Annotated in this window: 22 protein-coding genes and 1 tRNA gene; 12 read left to right on the top strand and 11 right to left on the bottom strand. The window is 39.1% G+C overall.

Features of this window, described 5'->3' with window-relative positions:
• Positions 1-63: 63 nt before the first annotated feature.
• Complete coding sequence (locus BUC20_RS09960; RefSeq protein ID WP_073230485.1) at positions 64-417, top strand: winged helix-turn-helix transcriptional regulator; 354 nt, start codon at positions 64-66, stop codon at positions 415-417.
• A gap of 76 nt (positions 418-493) precedes the next feature.
• Here BUC20_RS09960 and BUC20_RS09955 read toward each other — a convergent pair whose 3' ends face one another.
• Positions 494-1,576 (bottom strand): ligand-binding sensor domain-containing protein, encoded by a 1,083-nt coding sequence (locus BUC20_RS09955; protein ID WP_073230483.1) that lies wholly within the window; start codon positions 1,574-1,576, stop codon positions 494-496.
• Positions 1,577-1,783: 207 nt separating this feature from the next.
• Here BUC20_RS09955 and BUC20_RS09950 point away from each other — a divergent pair, with 207 nt between their 5' ends.
• On the top strand, positions 1,784-2,674 hold the full coding sequence (locus BUC20_RS09950) for a winged helix-turn-helix domain-containing protein (RefSeq protein WP_073230482.1): 891 nt from the start codon (positions 1,784-1,786) through the stop codon (positions 2,672-2,674).
• Positions 2,675-2,755: 81 nt separating this feature from the next.
• Positions 2,756-3,478: a hypothetical protein gene (locus BUC20_RS09945; protein ID WP_073230480.1), complete on the top strand. Its 723-nt coding sequence runs from the start codon at positions 2,756-2,758 to the stop codon at positions 3,476-3,478.
• A gap of 78 nt (positions 3,479-3,556) precedes the next feature.
• Here the strand turns inward: BUC20_RS09945 and BUC20_RS09940 are convergent, their stop codons facing one another.
• Entirely contained in the window at positions 3,557-4,534 is a 978-nt protein-coding gene (locus BUC20_RS09940) for a helix-turn-helix domain-containing protein (RefSeq protein ID WP_073230479.1), read from the bottom strand.
• Positions 4,535-4,669: 135 nt separating this feature from the next.
• Between BUC20_RS09940 and BUC20_RS09935 the strand changes: the two genes are divergently transcribed.
• From BUC20_RS09935 to BUC20_RS09905, 8 genes are all read left to right on the top strand, one after another.
• Entirely contained in the window at positions 4,670-6,241 is a 1,572-nt protein-coding gene (locus BUC20_RS09935) for a DHA2 family efflux MFS transporter permease subunit (RefSeq protein WP_073230477.1), read from the top strand.
• A 46-nt stretch (positions 6,242-6,287) separates the two neighbouring features.
• Positions 6,288-7,616: a TolC family protein gene (locus BUC20_RS09930; RefSeq protein WP_073230474.1), complete on the top strand. Its 1,329-nt coding sequence runs from the start codon at positions 6,288-6,290 to the stop codon at positions 7,614-7,616.
• 12 nt (positions 7,617-7,628) lie between these two features.
• Positions 7,629-8,672 carry an HlyD family secretion protein gene (locus tag BUC20_RS09925; RefSeq protein ID WP_073230472.1) on the top strand — a complete coding sequence of 348 codons (1,044 nt, stop codon included), beginning with the start codon at positions 7,629-7,631 and terminating at the stop codon, positions 8,670-8,672.
• Positions 8,673-8,913: 241 nt separating this feature from the next.
• On the top strand, positions 8,914-9,057 hold the full coding sequence (locus BUC20_RS34445; RefSeq protein ID WP_394334163.1) for a helix-turn-helix domain-containing protein: 144 nt from the start codon (positions 8,914-8,916) through the stop codon (positions 9,055-9,057).
• A 107-nt stretch (positions 9,058-9,164) separates the two neighbouring features.
• Positions 9,165-9,755, top strand: coding sequence for a Crp/Fnr family transcriptional regulator (locus BUC20_RS09920; protein ID WP_200800918.1), 591 nt, complete (start codon positions 9,165-9,167; stop codon positions 9,753-9,755).
• Between the two features lie 19 nt (positions 9,756-9,774).
• The gene (locus tag BUC20_RS09915) at positions 9,775-10,467 is read left to right on the top strand and encodes a hypothetical protein (RefSeq protein ID WP_200800917.1); all 693 of its coding nucleotides are present in this window, start codon (positions 9,775-9,777) and stop codon (positions 10,465-10,467) included.
• A 263-nt stretch (positions 10,468-10,730) separates the two neighbouring features.
• Positions 10,731-11,324 (top strand): hypothetical protein, encoded by a 594-nt coding sequence (locus BUC20_RS09910; RefSeq protein ID WP_073230468.1) that lies wholly within the window; start codon positions 10,731-10,733, stop codon positions 11,322-11,324.
• Between the two features lie 149 nt (positions 11,325-11,473).
• Positions 11,474-12,595 (top strand): DUF5700 domain-containing putative Zn-dependent protease, encoded by a 1,122-nt coding sequence (locus BUC20_RS09905; protein WP_143166756.1) that lies wholly within the window; start codon positions 11,474-11,476, stop codon positions 12,593-12,595.
• Positions 12,596-12,952: 357 nt separating this feature from the next.
• On the opposite strand, the gene BUC20_RS09900 is transcribed toward BUC20_RS09905, so the two are convergent.
• Positions 12,953-14,401 (bottom strand): amidase, encoded by a 1,449-nt coding sequence (locus tag BUC20_RS09900; RefSeq protein ID WP_073230465.1) that lies wholly within the window; start codon positions 14,399-14,401, stop codon positions 12,953-12,955.
• Positions 14,402-14,488: 87 nt separating this feature from the next.
• Here BUC20_RS09900 and BUC20_RS09895 point away from each other — a divergent pair, with 87 nt between their 5' ends.
• On the top strand, positions 14,489-15,358 hold the full coding sequence (locus tag BUC20_RS09895) for an AraC family transcriptional regulator (protein WP_073231755.1): 870 nt from the start codon (positions 14,489-14,491) through the stop codon (positions 15,356-15,358).
• 221 nt (positions 15,359-15,579) lie between these two features.
• Here BUC20_RS09895 and BUC20_RS09890 read toward each other — a convergent pair.
• The 8 genes from BUC20_RS09890 to BUC20_RS09855 all read right to left on the bottom strand — a co-directional run bounded on the left by BUC20_RS09890 (position 15,580) and on the right by BUC20_RS09855 (position 22,534).
• Positions 15,580-15,659 (bottom strand) — tRNA-Leu (locus tag BUC20_RS09890).
• Between the two features lie 61 nt (positions 15,660-15,720).
• Entirely contained in the window at positions 15,721-16,005 is a 285-nt protein-coding gene (locus tag BUC20_RS09885; RefSeq protein ID WP_073230463.1) for a DUF3817 domain-containing protein, read from the bottom strand.
• 80 nt (positions 16,006-16,085) lie between these two features.
• Entirely contained in the window at positions 16,086-16,622 is a 537-nt protein-coding gene (gene hscB / locus BUC20_RS09880) for a Fe-S protein assembly co-chaperone HscB (protein WP_073230461.1), read from the bottom strand.
• A 5-nt stretch (positions 16,623-16,627) separates the two neighbouring features.
• Positions 16,628-17,962: an RIP metalloprotease RseP gene (gene rseP / locus BUC20_RS09875; protein ID WP_073230460.1), complete on the bottom strand. Its 1,335-nt coding sequence runs from the start codon at positions 17,960-17,962 to the stop codon at positions 16,628-16,630.
• A 38-nt stretch (positions 17,963-18,000) separates the two neighbouring features.
• The gene (locus BUC20_RS09870) at positions 18,001-19,152 is read right to left on the bottom strand and encodes a 1-deoxy-D-xylulose-5-phosphate reductoisomerase (protein WP_073230458.1); all 1,152 of its coding nucleotides are present in this window, start codon (positions 19,150-19,152) and stop codon (positions 18,001-18,003) included.
• A complete protein-coding gene (locus BUC20_RS09865) occupies positions 19,149-20,681 on the bottom strand; it encodes a GH3 auxin-responsive promoter family protein (protein ID WP_073230457.1) in 1,533 nt (510 codons plus the stop codon). The genes BUC20_RS09870 and BUC20_RS09865 overlap by 4 nt, the downstream gene beginning before the upstream one ends.
• A gap of 9 nt (positions 20,682-20,690) precedes the next feature.
• Positions 20,691-21,569: a hypothetical protein gene (locus BUC20_RS09860; protein WP_073230455.1), complete on the bottom strand. Its 879-nt coding sequence runs from the start codon at positions 21,567-21,569 to the stop codon at positions 20,691-20,693.
• Positions 21,566-22,534 (bottom strand): glycosyltransferase family 2 protein, encoded by a 969-nt coding sequence (locus BUC20_RS09855; protein ID WP_073230453.1) that lies wholly within the window; start codon positions 22,532-22,534, stop codon positions 21,566-21,568. Before BUC20_RS09855 ends, BUC20_RS09860 begins: the two co-directional genes overlap by 4 nt.
• Between the last annotated feature and the right edge of the window lies 1 nt (position 22,535).

Here is a 22,535-nt window from a genome sequence, read left to right as displayed (position 1 = left end):
CAAAACTATTATCCGAATACTATACTTTTGCTATGCGTTACCTCTAGGAAAGTGACTATTTTTATGGCGGAATTTAAATGTGAATCAGAACCTACCATTGACAGGCAATTGGCCTTAACCGATGCAATTGAGTTGCTAAGCGGCAAGTGGAAAATTGTTATTTTGCGTAGTTTACACCTTCATGGACCCATGCGGTTCAAAGACCTGCAAGAGATATCGAAGGGAATAACACCCAAAGTATTGTCAAAGGAATTACAACAATTAGAGGAAAATCTGCTGATTACCAGAACCGTAAACAATACAAAACCCGTTACAGTGACCTATGCACTTACTGGCCATGCCACCGAAACCCTGCCTGTAATTAATGCTTTGATTGAATTTGGGTTGAAGCACAGAAAGAAGATTAAAAACAAATGATCAAATGCCATTGCTTTTACAATTTCGCCCTTAATTTCCTGTAATTTTTATATTTTCAACATCCATTGATGCAACCTTAGTAATTGCGAATGTAGTCCTGCCCCTCTTTACTTTTAAAGTCCGTGATGGTCTTTCCATCATAACGATACACACCTTTCATAGATCCAAACCAAATACTTCCATCGCGAGCTTCCAAAATCCCGAAAAGACCGTTTTCTCCTGACTTAATTTCGGTTACAGTTGGTATTTTATTAGACAAGGTCTTCTCATCATAACGGGAAAGAGTCCACCTTTTGTCATGAGCGCTTTCTGAGCTAGTCCAAATATTACCTGCTCTATCTTCGTAGATATAACCAACAAACTTCTGTGTAAAATTTGTAAATGTACTACCGTCATAGCGCCAAAGGCCATCATAGCCTCCTAACCAGATATTGCCTTTTTTATCTTTGATTATCGAACGAACATTTGCAAAAGGTTTACCGTCTTTATTGGTTATGATGGTAAATGTCTTTCCATCATAAATGCGGGTATAGCCCCGTGTACCAAACCAGAATTTCCCTGTTTTGTCTTCAATGATAGCATTAACATCATTATGCATCCAATGACCTTCCGGAATCTGTTGCTGGTAAGCTGATACATGCATAGAATCAGCATCAGTAGGCGCTGGCCCATCTTTCAATTTAAAACTTTTAAAGGATTTCCCATCATAGCAGCTTGCTCCGCCCTCAGTACCAAACCAAATATTACCGGTTTTATCTTCATAAATAGTAGTGACCTGATCACTGGCAAGCCCATTCTTTGTTGTATAATTTTGAAAGGATTTCCCATCATAACAGTACACTCCTGAACCAACAGTAGCGAACCAAAAATTTCCTTTTTTATCTTCTAAAACAGAAAAAAAGCGGGCGGACATCACTTTACTTGTAATATTAGTAAACGATTTTCCATCGTATCGAATGATCCCTTCAGGAGAAGCAAACCAAATTTTCCCCTTTCTATCTTGCTTCACAGTGCGAACCATACGGTTAGGTCCGTAAGAGGTCCTTACGTCTTTTATTTCGGATCTGATACTATCTTTTGGTAAGGTTGTTTGGCTTTGTCCATAGCAGTTGTAAATCAAAGAGATTAAGAACAAAGCGGATAAGTGTACGTATTTCATAATTTATTTATTTAATATTGGTAATAGCTAAACGGTTCCAATAGCGGACAATGCAGCTCCTTCTTTCATTTTTCATCAAACACTAAGACATTTTTTATTCTTCGTATCCTATCAATTTGATCCAGCGAAATTACTTTGATATCTTTTAGCTTGGGGAATTTGGATTGTAAATAAAAATGTAAACTTTGTAAATAAAAACCTGACACTATGAACCTTAGCCGAAATCTCCCCTCCGGAAAACGCAAATACCTGTCCGCATTGATACTACTTCTGTTTATCTCTGTAATCTGTGTGGCTTTCAGTATAGAGGATAGTGATGATTTTGAGATTTCCAGAAGAGAAGTTTTACTCCGCAAGATTGGGCATGAACTACTTTTACAGTCGGGCGACAGTAAATCAAGAGTGCTTCCGGTAAAACAGATTGCCGAGAATGAGTACCAGATCAGGTTTGAGAAGGAGCTTACTTTTCAACCGGACTCCCTGGTGAATACTACCCGGCGTTTGTTGGCAAAAGACCCACTCGCAAGTGATTATGTTGTCAACGTGCTGAACCCTGGCAACTCCAGCGTAACCTATGGATACGCTATATCCAAAAATAAAAAGGATGACATTGTAGCCTGTACAGGAAGAACACAACCCAGAGCAGGTTATAGAATCAACATTAAATTCAAACCGACAGGAACAAATACAGCAAAGAATGGATATCTTCTGGGCAGCCTGCCATTTTTAGCATTTGTTGGTTTTATTTTTTTGAGATCTGTTAAGCCGCGAAGAGCTTTACCTGATGGTCAGCATACTAATATGATCACTTTGGGCTCGGTGTTGTTCGATGCGGGGAATCGGAAGCTCATCATAAATGGAAAAACAATAGACCTGACCGGAACGGAAACCCGTGTATTGCTCATTTTCGCATTGTCTCCCAACCAGACCATTGAGAGAAGCAGGCTACAAAAAGAGATATGGGAAGATGAAGGTGTTATTGTGGGGCGCAGTCTGGATATGTTCATATCAAAACTTAGAAAGAAACTGGAATCTGATCCGGATATCAAAATTGTTGTGATACGTGGAAAAGGATACAAGCTTGAAATTAGCGTTTAAGAAGCATATTTGCTCCTTGGTTATTCGTTTGAAGTAAATACACTAAAATAATTCGGTCTACTTCACATTTAATATACATTTATGAACTGGCTTGAAGAAATATACGATGAGGCAAAGGCCGACAAATGGTTTAAACGGTTTGCTGTTTTTTGCCGCATCGCGTTAGCATTAAGCTTTCTTCCGGCAGGCTATGTAAAAATTATGGGTGAACGGTTCGCGGCAGGTTTATCACCCAATAACCCCTTAGGGCAATACTTCGAAGCATTACATCTCACCGGATATTACTATACCTTTATTGGAATTGCTCAAATTATAACAGCGATATTATTGCTGATTCCCAGAACTTCCCTTCTTGGTGCGCTGATGTATTTCCCCATCATCATCAATATTTGTGTACTAACCTATGCTACCCGCTTTGCGGGTACCCGGCTTGTCACAATGTTGGTATTGGCAAACTTGTTTTTATTAGTTTGGGATTATGACCGTTTAAAACACATTTTGCTGTTTAAGCAGCCAAAAACAGATCCTCATGTATTAAAAAAGACCTTGGGCAACCGCCTTCGGATCATATTTTTTGGAGGTTCCTTCGCAGTCTTAGCCTTCATCATCTTTGGTACGTTCTATTTATATGAGATCGGGCCCTGCAACTCCGAAGCTGAATGCAAAAATCAATGTGCCGGAAGTAAAAACCCCGGGGCTTGCGAAATTTTCTGCGATTGTATTTATAAGCAGGGACAACCATTGGATAGTTGCCTGGCAACTTTTAACCGGGCGAAAGATACCCGAAAATCTGAGCCGAAGTAATTACCTTGAAGCTGATCTGATAACGCTTCATTTTAACCGAAACTTAGAAATTATGCCAATGGATTTCCGTAAAGGTTTTTAGAATTTCAGTTTGCCGGGATTAATACCGTATCTCCTTTTAAACGCTGTACTAAAATTATTCGGACTGTTATAGCCCAACAGATAAGCAACCTCATTCACCTGCTTATTTTCCTCTATCAGCAGCTTTTTGGCCTTAGCCATTTTTAGTTCGTTGATATAACCAAAAACAGTATCTCCAAATATACTTTTGAATCCGTTTTTTAGTTTAAAAACATTTAATCCCGCTAAACGGCTTAGTCCCGCTAGAGAATGTTCTGTCTCGGGTTCCTTGTCAATCAGTTCTTTAACAAAATAAAGCTTCTCAATATCTTTTGAAAACTTAGTCAGATAACTACATCCTTTATCCAGATGTTTTTCTTGCAGTACTTCTGTTTGCAATAGGAATAACTCCATGACCTTTGCTTCCAGATATAGCCTTTTAAAATACCCTCTCCTTTTACAGGTCATAATATCTGTTAAAACGGAAAGCATTGACGGGGAAATATTTAAATAGTTCCGGTCTCCAAGCATCATTTGATTACTTGAAATTTTATTTAACAAATGTCTGTGAACAGCGCATTCCTCATTTAAAATCTGTTGAAAATAAGCTTGATCAAATAGTATATCAAACTTAACAACCGGTTCTCTTCCAACCTGAAAGGTGAGATTTGTAGAAAGATCTGATGGAATGGAGAAAAGATTATGCTGCAATTGTGTGATCTCAACCGGTTTTTGCAAAACAGGGTTTTCAGCTGTGAACTTCCCGGTCAAAGAAAAATGCATTTCTATACATTTTTCGGCAGCTTTAGCTTCCAGTGATATTTCTCTGGTAACAGAAAGACTGCTGTAATTTATTTGTATCCCATCGAGTGCAGTATATTCAAAGAAACCACTAAGCCCTGTCTCCGGCGACAAAAGATATGACTCTTCCTGTATGCCCTTACTTTGAGCACCATTTGTTAGTGTTGTAAATGGAAGAAATGAGTTTAAATACATGTTAACTGCCCTGGTCTGCAAAACTCGATAATTCTTTCCGCATTTGCCAACCTTAAGGAAATCCCTTTGGCAGAGGTTTTAATTCTTCTATCAAACTACTTAAACTTTCTCTACACTCATTTTTGTAAAAAAAAGATGATGCAGACAGATACTATGGTTGAGTATGGTTCAAGAAGGGTAATCATTACCCTTGTCGCCATGCTTTGCGCAATACTGGAGCTATTGGATACAACAATTGTGAATGTAGCTTTAAATGATTTACAGGGGAACCTTGGTGCTACTTTATCAGAGGTAAGCTGGGTAGTAACCGCATATGGTATTGGAAATGTTATTGTAATCCCGATGACCAGCTGGCTCTCCAGACAATTTGGAAGACGTAATTACTTTGCAGCCTCGATAGTAATTTTCACATTGTTCTCCTTTTTATGTGGACAAGCTACCGGCATTTTGGAATTAGCGCTCTTTAGGTTTTTACAGGGAATTGGAGGAGGGGCACTACTGGCTACCTCTCAAACAATAATTACAGAATCATTTCCTGCGGAAAAACGCGGACAAGCGAATCTGATCTTTATGATGAGCGTGATCGTAGGACCAGCAATGGGTCCTCTTCTTGGCGGATATATTATCGATCATTACAGCTGGCCCCTGATCTTTTATATAAATATTCCTCTGGGAATTATCGCTGTGCTGCTAACCCTGCAGTATGTCAGATCTCCAAAGTATACCGATAAAATGCCAGTTAATCAGGTTGATTGGTTGGGGATAATTTTACTGGCCACCGCTGTTGGCGCTCTTCAGTACGTGCTGGAGAAAGGTCAGGAAGATGATTGGTTCAGCAATCATACGATCACTGTTTTATCTGTCATTGCCGGCTTAGGGATGATTTGTTTTATCTGGCGGGAGCTCATTTATCCGCACCCCATTGTTTCGTTGAAAGTACTCAAAAATGGGAATCTGGCAGCCGGCACCATTTTCTCCTTTATCTATGGATTCGGGTCTTATGGATCAACATTTATTGTGCCCTTATTTACACAGTCCCAACTCAACTGGCCGGCTACAAACGCGGGATTATTAGTTTGTTTAACATCCCTTTCCAGTCTTCTTATATTTCCATTGACTAATAAATTGCTGAAAACAGGTGTCAAACCTCAATATATGATGGGCACTGGTATGTTGATATTTTTCATTAACTGCTATATGAGTTCAAAAATCCTTACACCTGAAACTGGATTTGAAGTGTTTTTTTACGTTTTGATCTTTAGATATTTTGGGCTGAATATGATCTTATTGTCTATCAGTGCCATCGCTTTTTCCACTTTAAAAACAAAAGAAATCGCCGAAGGCGCTGCTTTTACAGGAATGCTCAGGCAACTGGGAGGGTCATTCGGAATCGCGATTATCACCACTTTCATCGCACGCAGAAATGTGTTTCACCGAACAAGTCTGGTCAGTCATCTGGCATCGGATGATGCTCAGGTTACTGAACGCTTGAATCAGCTGACTCAAAGTTTTAAAGGGCATGGTATGACTGCTGATATCGCAATGAATAACGGACTTAAGCTATTGGATATGACAGTGAATAAGCAGTCGACCTTATTATCCTACATGGATGTATATATCGTTATTGGCTTTCTATTTCTTGCCTGTATCCCTTTTGTGCTCTGTCTTAAAAGCAAAAAAAGCATCATTACAACAGATGCCCATTAGCTATTACTTACAAATAACAAGTTACCCTATTTCATCGATTTAAATTATGAAACAAGAAACAACAAAATATCTTTTAATATTCACACTTGTCAATATCCTACTGCTTAGTTCAATCTATGGACAGGAACGACGCCTTACCATCAACGAAGCAATGGAGCTTGCTGTAGCCAACAGTAATAGGTTAAAAATAGACCAGTCAAGAATAGAGCTGGCTGTTAATCAATATAATCAGGCCAAAGACCGATCACTGCCAACCGGTAGGTTAAGCACCGGATTTAGCCATGCAGAGATCCCTGCCAATCACATTATTATGGGCGATCTGGATTGGACACCGGGCAAAAGAGGCGAAATCTATACCGGAGGAATTTCAATGGATAAATCCATTTTTGATGGCAATCAGTTGAAATATGCCAGAAAAACCACACAACTGTTGACAGACATTGTAAAACTCGATGCAAAAAAAAATAAAGACCAGGTCCTTTATATGGCAATAGAAATGTACTTCGATTTATATAAAATAACTCAAAGGCAAAAAGTAACCATGCAGAATATCAATGCTCTGGATAGTATAATTGTACAATCCGAGCAATTTTACAGGCATGGTATCGTGACAAAAAACGATGTTTTGAGATTTAAGCTTCAAAAGTCTGAGGTAGAATTAACTGCTTCCGATCTGGAGATGAATCGCAAAATCATCAATTACAATATGACTGTTTTACTGGGCTTTCCGGAAGACTTGTTTTTGCAACCTGACGCCATCCAAATAACTGACCATCAATTAGCGCCACTACACCAGTATATAGAGGAAGCATTTGTTAAACGTCCCGAATTGCAGCAAACGATTCATCAGATCGAAATAGACAAAACGGCATTCAGTTCTGTCAGGGCAAATCTCCTTCCGAAATTATCGGCAAGTTTAGCCATAGATTACTTTCATGCAGGTGCTGATTTTATTCCTGCATCCGGAAGTTTCCTTGCACAATTTTCTGCGGGGGCTGCTTTATCATGGAACTTCTCCAATTTATGGTTTAATAAAAATAAAACAGCTGAAGTCAGGATTCAACAGCATCAAACATTTATACGGCAAAATGAACTGGCTGACAGGATCAGAAAAGAGGTAAATCAGTCTTATCAAAACTATTCCCAGGTATTGAATAAGATCCGCCTGCTACAAACTGCAATGGAACAATCCACGGAAAACAACAAAATGCAGGCTGATAAATACAGAAATAATATCGCTTCTGTCATCGATCGTATCGATGCCGACACCAAGCTTTTTCAAACGCTTACAAAGGTAGAAATAGCACGTGCAGATGCTGAGCTGGCTTGGTTCAGACTACTATTAGATACAGGAAATCTCTCTAAATCAAATTAAACAATTATTAAAATGGAAGAAAATAAAGCGCAAAAGAACAGACTGGTGATTCCGGTTTTATTAGCATTGATTATTGTAGCCGGATGCGTATTTGGCATCAGTAAATTCTTATATTACAGCAAACATGAAGATACGGATGATGCTCAAATTGACGGCGATCTCAGCGCTGTAGTTGCTCGCGTGGGAGGCTACGTTGACTCCATAAATTTTGAGGATAACCAGCGTGTAATTAAAGGGCAGCTATTGGTAAAACTGGAGGATAAAGAATATCATTTGAAACTTGAGCAGGCCTTGGCAGCTCAAAAATTAGCAGGATCTAAAATAGGTGTTTCGAAAACTCAGGTAGCCACCAGCCAATCTTCCTCTTTAGGATTTAAGGCTTTGGTTGATGTTGAAAAGGCAAAATTATGGCAGGCAGAGCAAGAATATACCCGTTATTCTGCGCTGATCAGGAATGGATCTGTCCCTCAGCAGGTTTACGATAAAGTTAAAGCAGAGCGGGATGCGGCAGCTGCATTGTACAAATCAGCAAACGATCAATACCATACTGCGATTTCGCAAATCAGCAATAACCAGTCACAGCTTAAGGTGACACACACGGCGCTGAACCAGCAGCAAGTTGATGTTGATTTTGCAAACTTAATGTTATCCTATACTAATATAAATGCCCCTGTCACAGGAATTGTAACGAAAAGAAGGGTACAAAACGGACAGCTTGTACAGGCCGGACAAACCTTATTTTCTGTTATTGATGAGAATAATTTATATGTAACTGCTAATTTTAAAGAAACACAAATGGAACATATCAGGCCCGGTCAGGATGTTCGAATTAAAGTTGACGCTTATCCTGATTTATCCATTGAGGGTAAGGTGTATAATTTTGCAGGTACCACAGGTGCAAAAATGGCATTGTTACCTCCCGACAACTCAACAGGAAACTTCGTAAAAGTAGTACAGCGAATTCCGGTGAAAATAAAAATCACCACATCCAAAGAAATTATAGACCTAATCCGGCCAGGGATGAATGTAGAGGTATCTGTCTCCATAAAAAAATAACATCAGCCAACCTAAATAAAAACCAAAACCCTCCTTACATAATGTAGAGAGGGTTTTATAAAATAACTTAACCCCATCAATGAACATCATTACTACAATTAGGATTTATATTGATTTCAACTATCCTCTTCCTGCCAAAGGTGATAAAACTTGTAAGAGATAAAACACCAATACCACTATTCAACAATTTATTGCTAACTATGGGATTCATTTGATAGAACATTGATTAAATTTTAGTGATATGAGGATCAATGAGATTGTAAATGAATTCGGCTTTTCCGATCAAAGCCATCTGAACAAATTTTTCAAGAAACACAGAAATGTAAGTTTGACAGGATACCGAAAAGCAAAAAAGTTTACCCCCGGTGGAAACTTCCAATGGTAACCAATGAATTTGAAGTCCAAACAAGAATATATAGTTTCTTTTTAAAATTCTGGAATTGCGCCTATTTTTGAGTTGGTGGCAAGTGTAACAGACGACAGTAACAACATATGAAAACAATGCAAGACATCCTATTTGACTTTATATCAAAATACGTTTCTCTGACAGATGATGAGAAGAACGCAATACTTTCGCTAGACATTTTCCGCTCTGTTAAGAAAGGCACGACTTTACTCAAAGAAGGACAAAAATCGAAAGATAGCTACTTTGTTTTAAAAGGCTGTATCCGGACATACTATGTTATAGATAGTGAAGAAAAAACTACTGCTTTCTATACAGAAATGGAAGCTTTGACCCCGCCTTGTGTAATCAGCAAAACTCCGTCCGAGTATTATGTAAGTTGTATAGAAGACACTATACTTATTGTTTCAAATTCTGATATGGAAGCAGAAATAAACAGTAAATTTCCAAAGTTTGAAACCATATGCAAAATGTTAGCTGAAGAACTTTTAGCTAAACAACAAATAGACTTTGACGAGTTTAAAACTTCTTCCCCTGAACAACGATACCTGAACTTAATACAAAAAAGACCAGACCTGCTTCAGCGTGTGCCACAGCATCAATTAGCGAGCTATTTAGGCGTCAAACCACAGTCTTTAAGCAGATTAAGAGCGAGGATTCTAGGCAAGAATAAGGGATAGGGTTCATTTCTTAACTTAAGTGAACGAGTTATGGCATCTTGCCAATCTACCTTTGCATGATCATTTAACAACTAATCGTATTGATGTGCAAAAGAAAATTTTATTGTTCGCTTTAACCCTAATGATGGCATGCTGTTTACAAGTGAATGCACAATATGCCAAACAAGACAGTACTTATAAAAAGTATTTTGTTGGGAGTACATTCCTGATGTTAGGAAATTTTATTCCTAATGACCGAAATCCACCTCATTTTATACAATTAAATGTTGGATATAGGATCACACCTAAAGATGTTGTTTTTTTAGAATTAAAAAGATCCAGGTTTGCTTATCCATTAGGTATCCCCTGGGGGAAATCATTTGATGCACCAGGAGAAAACTATCCCGGACATGTACGCCAAAATGTAATTGGATTAGCATACAATCGTTTTTGGTGGAAAGGATTATATACAGCAGTTCACGCTATGAATGCTTTTCAAAGATATTATAATGAGGATAATAAAAAGATTGCAAATGGATTCACGTTATTTATGACCTACCGCTTGGGTTACCAGGTTAACCTTTTTAAAAACCGCTTCTTTATAGAACCATCTATTGGTTTAACTCATTGGCCTGTAAAAACGAATACACCACAATCTTTTAAAGAAAAGGAAAGTAAATGGCCTAAATATTTTGGTTTTGAACCCGGGCTTCATTTTGGGTTTAATTTCTAGCAATTTGACTGACAATTAAAGCATCTTCACAGCACCAATTGGCAAGTTTTATATCAAACCACAATCATTAAGCAGGTTAAGAGTAACACTCTAGTTATTTAATAAGCTGATTTTAACCTAAATATGTAGAAATACGTACTTAAGCAGTTTACATTATATCATATAAAAATGATCACAAGGCCTCCTATACTTTTTTTTATTGACAGAGAAATCCTAAATTAACAAAGTGAAGCGCTATTTTAATCTCTAAAAAACTGGTTTCTATGAAATTTTGGAAGGTTTTTGTTATATTTTGGATCATCTTTTTCTTATTTTTTGCGATTGGACTGCCACTCATTCTCCATTACGGAGGTAATCATCATCAAAGCGATTATCAGATGATTCATACCTCTGCCAGCGAAGCATTCGTTTTGCTTGGCGTTGGCACAGCACTTTGGTTCATCGTATTTATTTATTACATCAAGGAATTTTTGATTAATCTTCTTTTGAAAAAAGATGGCATTATTCAATTGTGGGGTCCTGGTGAAAAAAGAAAAGGAACGGCTTCGTACGAGTTTGACTTTATGGACTCAAAGCCGTATCAACGCCAGTCTGAAGTGGGCAATACTATTGGGATAGACGGGCAGGTGGCAAATACCAAAACCATAGTGCTTGCTGTGATTGGACTGCTGCTGTTGATTGCTTTGGCAGCGGGGATATTGGTTTATACCTATATAAATGAAAGCCATGGCTATGGTTGGCGGTATCTGTATTTTTGGCATCCTTACATCATGATTCCCGGTTCCTTTATTGTTTATATAGGTTTTTTATTTGGCACTACTAATCGTGTTTTTTCAAAATTTTTGGCAAATCCGTAAAACTATAAATGCTTTAACAACCATTCTCATTAATCCATCGTTTTATGATATTTTGAGGGGCACAAGCCTAGGGCTGTGAATCTATGCTGAATAAATTTAGTATCTTACCATTCAATTTAGACTACAGCATAAAGGTAAAATATCGACTTATGTTTATTAATAAATCAGGAATACTTTGCCTAAACAGGTTTAGTATAGTAACACTAATTGTTTTTTTAGTGACGTTAGGTACCCCAAAAATAACGTTTGCTCAAACAGCAGTTCCTTTAAAAAACGTCGATACTGCTCCCATCGACCTTTATTTAGAAATAGCAGAACATATTAAAAAGAACGGCACCCTGGATGAGGCTTTAGTAAAAAAGTATTTCAGCCATCCTATTGTTTCTTTATTTAAGCACCGGCCAGGCTTTGATTCTGTTAAATTTTTGAATAATCTTAAAGCCGTATATTCAAATAAACCTATTCCAACTTCTCAAGAGGATGATGATTATTTATTGATGAAGAAATATTTCCAAAACGAAGTTGGTATTCGAAAAGGTTTAGAACTGGTTAAACAAACAAATATTGGAGAAATGGTAAGAAAAAGATTAAAGCCGTTTTATCCTGAATCAATCAATTTAGATTCTATTCAATTGCATTTTGTCTACATGTTTTTAGATGAAGGAAATGGAGGTTTACCAGGTTATGTTCTAAACAGTGCTCTCCAAACATCATATTTGGATAAAAAACACATCGACATAATATCGGCACACGAAGCATATCATACCATTACAAACGCTGTCTTCACGGATAGATTCAAGCTCCTATTGGGTGCCACTCCAAGTGATAAAATAACCAGTGATCAAAATTTGCTTTGGTATATACAAATAGTCAGCGAAGAAGGTATTGCTGATCTCATTGATAAAAAGATCATAAGTTCAGGTAAATCTCCTTTAGTCGGAGAGGTAAACAGGCTTCGAGAGAATGAAACAGTTAGAGCAGAAAAAAGAATACAACAACTTGACTCTCTCCTTGCTGACACAAATGGTAACCTGAATTTTCTATCGCTGAACGATATTCTGGAAAACGGTGGGCATATACCTGGTCGATTTATGGCAGAGAAAATTGAGAAGGCCAACCTTCTTGGAAAATTTATCCAACATACAGGAAACCCTTTCCAATTTCTTTACCTGTACAATGAAGCTGTAAAAGGACAAATATCCTTACCCAGGTTTTCAGAAAGAAGTATTTCCAATCTTAAGGCTTTAGAATACAAAATACAGCATTTATAATTTTGCCAACCATATAAATTCATCGGTCAGGTATTTGGTTCAAAAGATAACCCCCTGGTAATGCTAAAATGACTGAGGTACAGCAGTGATACTTTGAACAACGTTTGAAACATAGTAAAGCCCGGAAAAGGCATTAAAAAACCGGAATCGAAATGTTCGATTCCGGTTAGTACGCTCAGCCGTGCTAAGATCGAACCATTTTGAGCAGGTTTTGATAAAAATGGCTTCAATACCAGTTACATTCGTTTATATGAATCCAGGAAACTAAGCCAAGTCTGCGAATAAGCTATATGCCGACAGTACGAATGATATTTCAGCTCAATTTATCTTACAAATTTAACATCAGTCAAATTGAAGTCAAGATAAGTAAGAGACATGATTTTCAGGTTTACGGTTATTCCATGGCTGAGCGAGCTCTAATTGTGCCGCCAGTTTAAACAACATGGCCTCATTTCCAGTTTTTGTCGAAAATGTTACACCGATAGGCATTCCGGTACTGCTCCATCCTAAAGGCAGTGTAATGGCAGGAGCACCTGAAATATTGAATACCTGCCCAAAAGGGGCAACTTTACAGGCTTCAAGCACCCAGTTGTGCCAGGTAAAATCATGTTTCTGAATTTTCGAACGATCTGCCAAAGGAGCCTGAATCGCATTTGTAGGGGTAATCATAACATCATACTTTTCAAAAAAATTACCCACTGCACGGGCTACGGTGTTAGAATACTCCACGGCGGCTATCAAGTGCTCTGCAGTATAAGTCATTCCATCATGATATCCTTTAAGGCTGCTTTGTTCAAGTGTTTTTGCCGAAATTTCTCTTCCTGTTATGACGTGCAGGTTGTTGATGCCATAAGTAGTGTAAGAAGCCCATATGGTTTCTATACAGTTCAGCAACTGTTCTTCATCGAGGTCAAAGCGATTCGAATCTACCAGATGGCCCATTGATTCACAAAGTTTTGCAGCCAGCATAGTGGCTTCAAGTACTTCAGCATCTACATTTGCACTAATCCATGGCTCTACATTTATAGCAATTCTAAATGATGCTGGTTTTTCTAACATAGCAGACAGATATGATGTCCCATTTTTGGGTGTGTAATAAAATTCCCCCGCTGCTGGTCCGGCGGTAGCATCCAGTACAGCAGCAGAATCTCTTACCGTTCTGGTTAAAACATGTTCAGTAGCCAGGCCCAAGAAAGACTGACCGGCACCTGGACCTACTGGATTAAGGTTTCTGCTAGGCTTTAGACCAACCAGGCCGTTGAATCCTGACGGCGTCCGGATCGAACCGCCAAGGTCTGTTCCATGAGCGACAGGAACTATTCCTGCGGCAACTGCTGCGGCAGAACCTCCGGAAGAACCACCAGGGGATAAATCTAAGTTCCAGGGATTGCGAGTGATGCCACAGGCCAGAGACTCGGTAAATGCTGCACTGCCAAATTCTGGGGTAGTAGTACGGCCTAAAATGTTGAATCCCGCCATTTTATATCGTTTTACCAGTTCGCTGTCATGGTCAAACTTTAATCCATGGGCCATTCTGCTGCCCATCTCTGCATTTTTATTTGCCTCATAGGCACCCAGATCTTTCAATAACATTGGAACACCATCGTAAGGTTCATGATTTGCTAAAAGCCCATTAGAGACAACTGCTCGCTCTTCATAATATTCAACCATGGCATTTAATTTCGGGTTGATCGTTTGAATAGCCTTTATCGCACATGCAGCAATTTCAGATTTCGTTACTTCTTTTTTTCTGATCAGCTCTGCCAGACCTAGGCCATCAAAGGAGCTATATTCTTGTAAATTCATCTTATTTATTTTTTGTAATAGCAAATTTATGCTGATAACACACCTTCACATCTGTATTAATTTGCCATAAAAAAGGTAAATTTGGACGTGAAACAAAATCTTTATTACCCATTTGAAATCGTCTATAAGGAGATCGATGAATGTTTGAAATCTGGTTATAGCCAGAATTTCTTCGAATTGGTTTATATAGTTGAGGGAACCGGGATACAACATATTAACAAGAACACCTTTAATTATGCCGCAGGTCATCTGTTGCTCATCACTCCGGAAGATCATAACTCGTTCGAAGTGATCACAACGACGAAGATCTTGTTTATTTGTTTTAGTGATATTTATCTCAGGTCTGCCCCCGTTGGTGTGAATGAGAAAGAGCGGGCGCAGTGGATAAAAAGACTGAATTTTATACTTCATCACGCCAGCCATTTACCAGGATGCATTTTAAAAGAGGAGATTGATAAGGCATTAGTGAAATCGTTGGCCGCAAGCATTGTAGAAGAACAGCGGTATAGCCACCTTTATAGTAAAGAGTTAATTCAGCAATTAATGAATAGCCTGATTTTACTGGTTGCGAGGTCTATTGCGGAAAGTCTACCAGAAAAGCTCTCCCCTGTTACTGATCAGAAGCTTTTGGGCGTGTTTCAGTATATACAGGATCATATTTATTTTCCTGACCGTCTGAAAGTGTCAGTTATATGTATTCAGTTCAATATATCCCCTAACTATTTTGGTAAGTTTTTTAAAAGACATACCGGTGAAACTTTACAGGATTACATATTGAAATCTAAAATAAAAATCGTTGAAACACGCTTATTGAGTAGTGATATGAGGATCAATGAAATTGTTAGTGAGTTGAAATTTTCTGATGAGAGTCACTTGAACAGGGTATTTAAAAAATATAAAGGAATGAGTCCTTCGTCATTTCGGAAAAATGAACTGATCAAGTCTTATCCTGATTAACTTTGATTTGCAAGATGGATTTTATAGCCATCTTTTGTTGGCTCGTTTGAAAAAGGTATTATCCATTTTCACAAAATACTTTAATCGTAGAGTCAGTATTGAAAATAAAGGTCGAACCGGAAAACCTAATATGGTTGCTCAACTTATTTACCAAATTAACAAAACGTTAGGACGTAAAAAAGCCAGAGTTAGAACTCAAATTAGAGTTAACTCTGGCTTCGTACCCAGCGCCGGAGTCGAACCGGCACGGTTTCCCACAGGTGTTTGAGACCAGCGCGTCTACCAATTCCGCCAGCTGGGCATTTGCTTTGTTAGCGGGTTGCAAATGTATAAAACACAATCCTAAATACCAACAATTATTTTTAATTTTCTTCTTTTAGCTTTTTATCCACGATAAACGGCGCAAAAGGAAGCAAAGAAGCAGCTCCGATCATTGCAGCTTTCGTGAACTTCCATTTATATTCCTGCCATGCCATGATCAGGATCACGATGTACATGACAAACAGCAAACCGTGCGCCCAGCCGGTATATTTCACAGCTAATGGCATTCCTGCCCAATACTTCAATGGCATTGCGACAAACAACAGCAAGAGATAAGAGATCCCTTCAGCAACAGCAACTTTTCTAAAAATGGATAATGTATTCATATAAGTGATTTGAGGGCAAAAGTACCTCAAACAAACATTGTAAAAAAGCCAAAAGCAGCTTTTTTACAATGCTTTAACACCTAAACGGCCGATTCGGCCTTATGGATACTTTCCCGGATCCGGTATAAGTACTTATTGCGGTAATATAAATCCTTTATAGCGATTAACAAACGAATCTGACCATCTGTATCCTCCGATTCAAATGAAGCCGTCAGCGCAGCTATTTTATCGCTTAAACCCTTTTCTATAACGTCCACCTCAACTTTCACCGAGGCCAGACGTTCTGCGTCCGGATCAAACTGTAAATCCATCAGAGATTCGTTCACATCCATCATCTCCATCAGGAAATCCTGGGGAAGTTTGTAGTTTTCCCCTTCCGTCAGCTGACCTTTCAGCTCCAGGATATAGTGCAACCGTTTTTGCGGATCGCTCAATACCTGGTAAGCTTTATTATTCACGGTACTCAGCTCCAGTACTTCTTCCTGTTTTGCCTCAGATTCATTGATATAAAAATCAGGATGATACTTTTTGCTCAGTTCATAGAACTTCTTCTTCACCAAGCCCGCATCAGGATTGAAACTTACCGGTAAACCGTAAAATTCAAAGTAATCTGTCATTTGCCTTAAGCTTTGAAGAAGGCCTTGAAGATGTCATTCCCCAGTACAAAGACCATCAACGCCAGTAACATCACGAAACCTACAATTTGTGCACGTTCCAGGAACTTATCGCTAAGTGGTTTTCCTTTCACCATCTCTACCAACAGGAAGATCACATGTCCACCATCTAAAGCAGGGATAGGCAACAGGTTCATAAATGCCAGTGCAATTGAAATAAAGCCCGTAGAAGCCCAGAATCTTGCCCAGATCCACTCACCACCATAAACTTTACGTGCAATCTCCACAGGACCTGAAAACGCTTTATTTGCTTTGATCTTTCCGGTTAATACCTTCCAGATTCCTTTACCATTATCGCTAAAGGTTTTCCATGCCTGCCCTGCACCAATTGGTAAGGCAGCAAAGAAGCCATATTTAATGGTTTCCTGTTTGATCTCGTCCACATCAAAGGCAAAGCCGATTGTTCCGGCAGTATCTACAGGGATTTTATAGTCCGTTGTTTTGCCGGCACGGCTCACTGTAAAATCTACAGTTTTTCCTTTGTATTTCTCAACCTGTTCCCTAAGGTCCACATTCCACTTCACAGGAACATTGTTAACCGCCAGGATCTTATCGCCTTTCAACAGTCCTGCTTTAGCGGCAGATTTTCCTGCAATCACACTGTCTACTGTAGTCGTCAATAGCGGTGCTCTGCTGATGAACTCTTCAATTCCCAGATCAGAAACCTTGTTCAGGATGTTATCCGGAACTTTAACATCTAATGTTTTGTTGCCACGAACCAGCGTCAGGGTCGTATTACCAAGTAATACTTTAGAACTGATCAACTCATCAAAACGGATCACTTTTTTACCATTAACAGCAATCACCCTATCTCCTCTTTGCAGACCGATTTCTTTACCAATCACACCGGGATTAATTCCGTTCATTACTGAACTGTTTGGAATATAGGTTTCCCCATATTTGAAGGTCATCATCCAGAAGATGAAAATACCCACTACAATATTGACAATTACACCGCCTAACATGACGATTAAACGTTGCCAGGCTGGTTTAGATCTGAATTCCCATGGTTGTGCAGGTTGTTTCATCGCCTCCGTATCCATAGACTCATCTATCATTCCTGCGATCTTTACATAACCACCAAGAGGCAACCATCCTATTCCATATTCACAATCACCACGTTTGAAACTAAACAATTTGACGCCCCATGCATCAAAAAATAAATAAAACTTCTCTACTTTAATCCCAAAGGCACGCGCCGCCAGAAAATGTCCTAATTCGTGTAAAATTACCAGTATCGATAACCCCAGGAGTAACTGGGCAGCCATAATCAATCCGCTCATATCTTCTATTAAATGTTTTTATTTTGATTGTTAAAATTCTATTTTGTTACTAGTTGGTTGGCAAATATACGGGTATGTACATCCGTTTCTAAATAATTATTCAGCCCTGGATCTTCAATAAAGCCCATCTCTTCCATACATTGCTGAATCACATCACTCATTTGTAAAAAGCCAATCTGATCCTGTAAAAACGCGTTCACCACCACCTCATTTGCAGCATTAATGATGCAAGGCATGTTTCCACCTTTTCTTAATGCAGTGTAAGCCAGATCAAGATTTCTAAAGGTATCATTATCCGCTTTATAAAAGCTAAGTTCAGGATAGTCCAGAAAGTTAAAACGCTTAAAGTCCGAGCTTATTCTATGCGGATAAGCCAGGGCATAATGGATCGGCAACCTCATATCAGGTACCCCCATCTGGGCTTTCATGGAACCGTCTTTAAATTGTGCGATGGAATGGATAATGGACTGTGGGTGTACGATCACATCAATCTGATCGGCCTCCAGGTCAAATAACCATTTCGCTTCGATCACTTCCAGCCCTTTATTCATCAGAGAAGCGGAATCGATCGTGATTTTGGCACCCATTACCCAGTTTGGATGTTTCAGGGCCTGAGCCTTGGTTACATTGGCCAGGAATTCCCGGTCTTTCCCTCTGAAAGGACCACCGGATGCCGTCAGGTAGATTTTTTCTATAGCGTCATTCCCCTCGCCTACCAGACACTGGAAAATCGCAGAATGTTCGGAATCTACAGGAATGATGCTTACCCCATGTTTTTTCGCCAGTCGGGTAATCAGATCTCCCGCTACCACAAGTGTTTCCTTGTTCGCAAGGGCGATGTCTTTTCCTGCCTCAATAGCGGCAATGGTTGGCCGTAAACCTACTGAACCTACAATTGCAGTCAGCACCATATCCACCTGAGCCAAAGACGCAGCTTCACATAAAGCCTCTTCTCCTGCCAGCACACGGATTGCTGTTCCCGACAACGCAGATTTTACCGCCTGATATTGATTTTCATCACCGATCACCACCAAATCCGGCAGGAACGTTAACGCCTGACTGATTAACAATCCGGCATTTGATTGAGCGGTCAGCGCTGAAACCTTGTATAATTCAGGATTTGCCTGAATTACAGCTAAGGCCTGAGTTCCTACAGAACCCGTAGCACCTAGTATTGATATATTTTTCAATTAGATTCTCCCTGTTGTTCGTCTTTATGACGAATTGTAAAACTACTTAAATCATCTGCAATCTTCCTGTCATTTGATAAACGGGGAACTTTATTTTGTCCGCCAAGCTTACCTTGTCCCCTCATATAGCTCACAAATGCATCTTTTTCGAGAGAACGGATGATTAAAGGTTGCAGTATTTTTCCTTCAATGAGGTCAAAATAGTAAATATTCTTCTTTTGCAAAGCCTGATCTACCTTTTTACTAAAAGCCAGAAGATCTTTCGGTGCAGCAGAAAATTCTACAAACCACTCATGGTAAGGCAATTCACCCTGTGGGGTACTCACCTGCGGGGCAACCGTAAATTCGGTGATACCTACCCCTTCTTCATTGGCTACAGATAAAAGTGCATGCTCCACTTCTTCCCCGATCACATGCTCTCCGAAAGCAGAGATGAAATGTTTGATCCTGCCCGTCACCATGATCTTATAAGGATCTTTGGAAACAAACTTAACGGTATCGCCAATGCTATATCCCCATAACCCGGCATTTGTATTCAGGATGAGTGCATAGTTTTTTTCCAGCTCCACTTCCCCCAGACTTAAACGTGTTGGCTCATCATTATAATATTCATCCGCAGGAATAAACTCATAAAACATCCCTGCTTTTGCCAATAACAACAAACTTTTGTCCTGCTGACTATCCTGATAAGCAATAAATCCTTCAGATGCAGGATAGGTTTCAATCGCATCAATCTTTCTTCCGATACTCTCTTCAATCTTGGCGCGGTAAGGTTCGTAATTTACCCCTCCATAAACGAAAAGACTGAATTCCGGAAAGATATCTTTGATCTTTTTTCCGCCGGATTTCTCCGTCAGTTTATCAAAATACATTTGTACCCAGGGCGGAATCCCCGAGATCAAAGTCATGTTCTGATGAAAAGTTTCTGAAACAATTGCATCTACTTTCTCTTCCCAATCTTCAATACAATTGGTTTCATAGGAAGGCAAACGGTTTTTCTGTAAATACTTAGGCACAAGATGGGCAACGATACCCGACAAACGGCCTACATTGATGCCATTCTTTTTATGCATTACCGGACTTCCCTGCAAAAAGATCATCTTTCCATTGATGAACTTTACCTTGCCCGTTTCATGGATATAAGTTAATAAGGCATTTCTGGCGGCTTTAATATGCTCAGGCATAGATTCCTTAGAAATAGGAATGTATTTGACACCAGAGGTTGTACCCGAAGTCTTGGCAAAATATTGCGGTTTACCTTTCCACATCACACCCACCTCACCTTCAACTACCCTGTCGATATAAGACCTTAATCCTTCATAATCCCTGATGGGTACTTTCTTTTTGAAATCTTCATAATTGCGGATATTTCCGAAATCATGGTCCTTACCGAAAGCCGTATCTTTCGCGGAGTCAATGAGCTGTGTCAGAATATTTTGCTGAGCACTTACTGCATTTTTTTTCCATTTATTGATGCCCTTAACAACAAGAGCAGCAAACGGTTTACTTAATGCCGCTTTTAATCCCATAAACGAGTATTAAACTATATTGTGTAAAATGTCCGGATGTTCATCTCCTTTATATTCCTTTACCATTCTGCGGTAAGCCACGGTAACCAAGGCAGTCGAAAACGGAACCACTATGAAGGAACTGAAGATCGCAGTGAATAAAGAAACGTAAGAATAGATTTCATAATTGAAGATGTAGCTGATCAATTGAAAACCACTCACCACCACAATGTAAAAGAACCCAAAGACAATTGCCTGAATCAATACAAATCCACCCAATATAAAGAGCAGTTTCACGAAGTTTCCTTTGGTTGTTGCCAGGCTGAACTTGATCGACTCAAAAGGATGTACATGTTTGTCTATGATAAAGAAAGGAAAGAAAATGATCCTGATGAACGTAAAGAAGATGCTCAAAACAGCGATCGCTACCGCAACGTTGACAATGATTTTTCCGGCATGATAAAAATTATTGATGATTCCCTGGCTAACTGCAAATTTCAGGATCAGGTCCAGGATATACAATACAGGGAGTAAGAGGATACCCACAAAGAAAATACTGATTCCAAAATACACAGTTCCAATCAAAAACCTGATGATCTCTGTTCTTGTAGGCAGCGTATCAATGATACGGATATCTGCATCATCCTGTCTGTCCAGTAACCGAAAGATATATTTCAGCAAAGAAAGGTTCACGATGCAATACAATAAAACGAAGATCAGTAACATCACCACCCTCACTAAAGTAGGTAGCTCTCCCATAAAAAAAGCCATGAAAGTAGAGGTGGATACCGTGATGAAAACCAGGAAACACAAAGTGGCTATAGAGAAGTAATTATCACGCGTTACCGTCCAGGCCTGCATAATTACATCCTTAACTGTAAAAGTACTCTCTTTTAAAAAATTTATCATTGTTGCTTAAATACTATACGCTTAAAAAAATCTTGTATAAACCCTAACCCATAAGCAGTTAGTTGAATAAACGATGCAATTATACTAAAAAATGCAACCTTTAATGACTTTGTAACTTGCCATGCATGAAAAAAGATCATCATAAAGTATACCAGTAATATAATCCTGCTGATATTGCCCAAAGGTACTGATATGAGGTATATTAACGAACCGAATATAACAAAACAGACAAATGCTGCCGGGAAGAAATGTACTAATTTCAACTCGGAAGGAAAATGTTTATAGATATTGATCCTTGCCCTTCCGAAAAAGTGTAATTGTTTGTAAAACTGACCAAAACTCGTTCTTCTTTTATGGAAAACTTTAGCCGCAGGGATCAAACCGATCTTAAATCCATTTTCATGAATCCTGATGCTGTATTCAATATCTTCCCCTAAACGGGTGAGGATAAATCCACCCACCTTTTCATACACTTCGCGGGAAACACCCATATTGAAGCTTCGGGGATGGAATTGTCCGATGTGCTTTTTATTGCCCCTGATTCCACCTGTTGTAAATGGGGAAGTCATGGCATAACTGATTGCTTTTTGTACCGGAGTAAAACTCTCATGCGCCGCATCCGGTCCGCCATAAGCATCCAGCTTATGCTCAAACAGGTAATTTTTCACGATTTCCAGGTAGTCTTCCGGAATCAGGCAATCGGAATCAAAAATGACAAAATAATCGCCTTTGGCCCGTTCAAAGCCGTAGTTCCTGGCAAAGCCCTGCCCTTCATTGGGTTTAAAGAAATATTTTACATCAAGTAACTGCTCATATTTCTGTACAATTGCCTTTGCATCATTGCTGGAACCGTCTTCAATCACGAGTACTTCAAACTGGGTATAGCTCTGATGCGTCAGCGTATTCAGCAACTCATCAATTTCCTGAGGTCGGTTGTATAGTGGTATAATAATAGAAAAAAACATA

Source organism: Pedobacter caeni (assembly GCF_900129215.1).
Classification (GTDB): domain Bacteria; phylum Bacteroidota; class Bacteroidia; order Sphingobacteriales; family Sphingobacteriaceae; genus Pedobacter; species Pedobacter caeni.
Note: the sequence above shows the minus strand (reverse complement) of the source record. Positions and strands in the feature narration are given on the sequence as shown.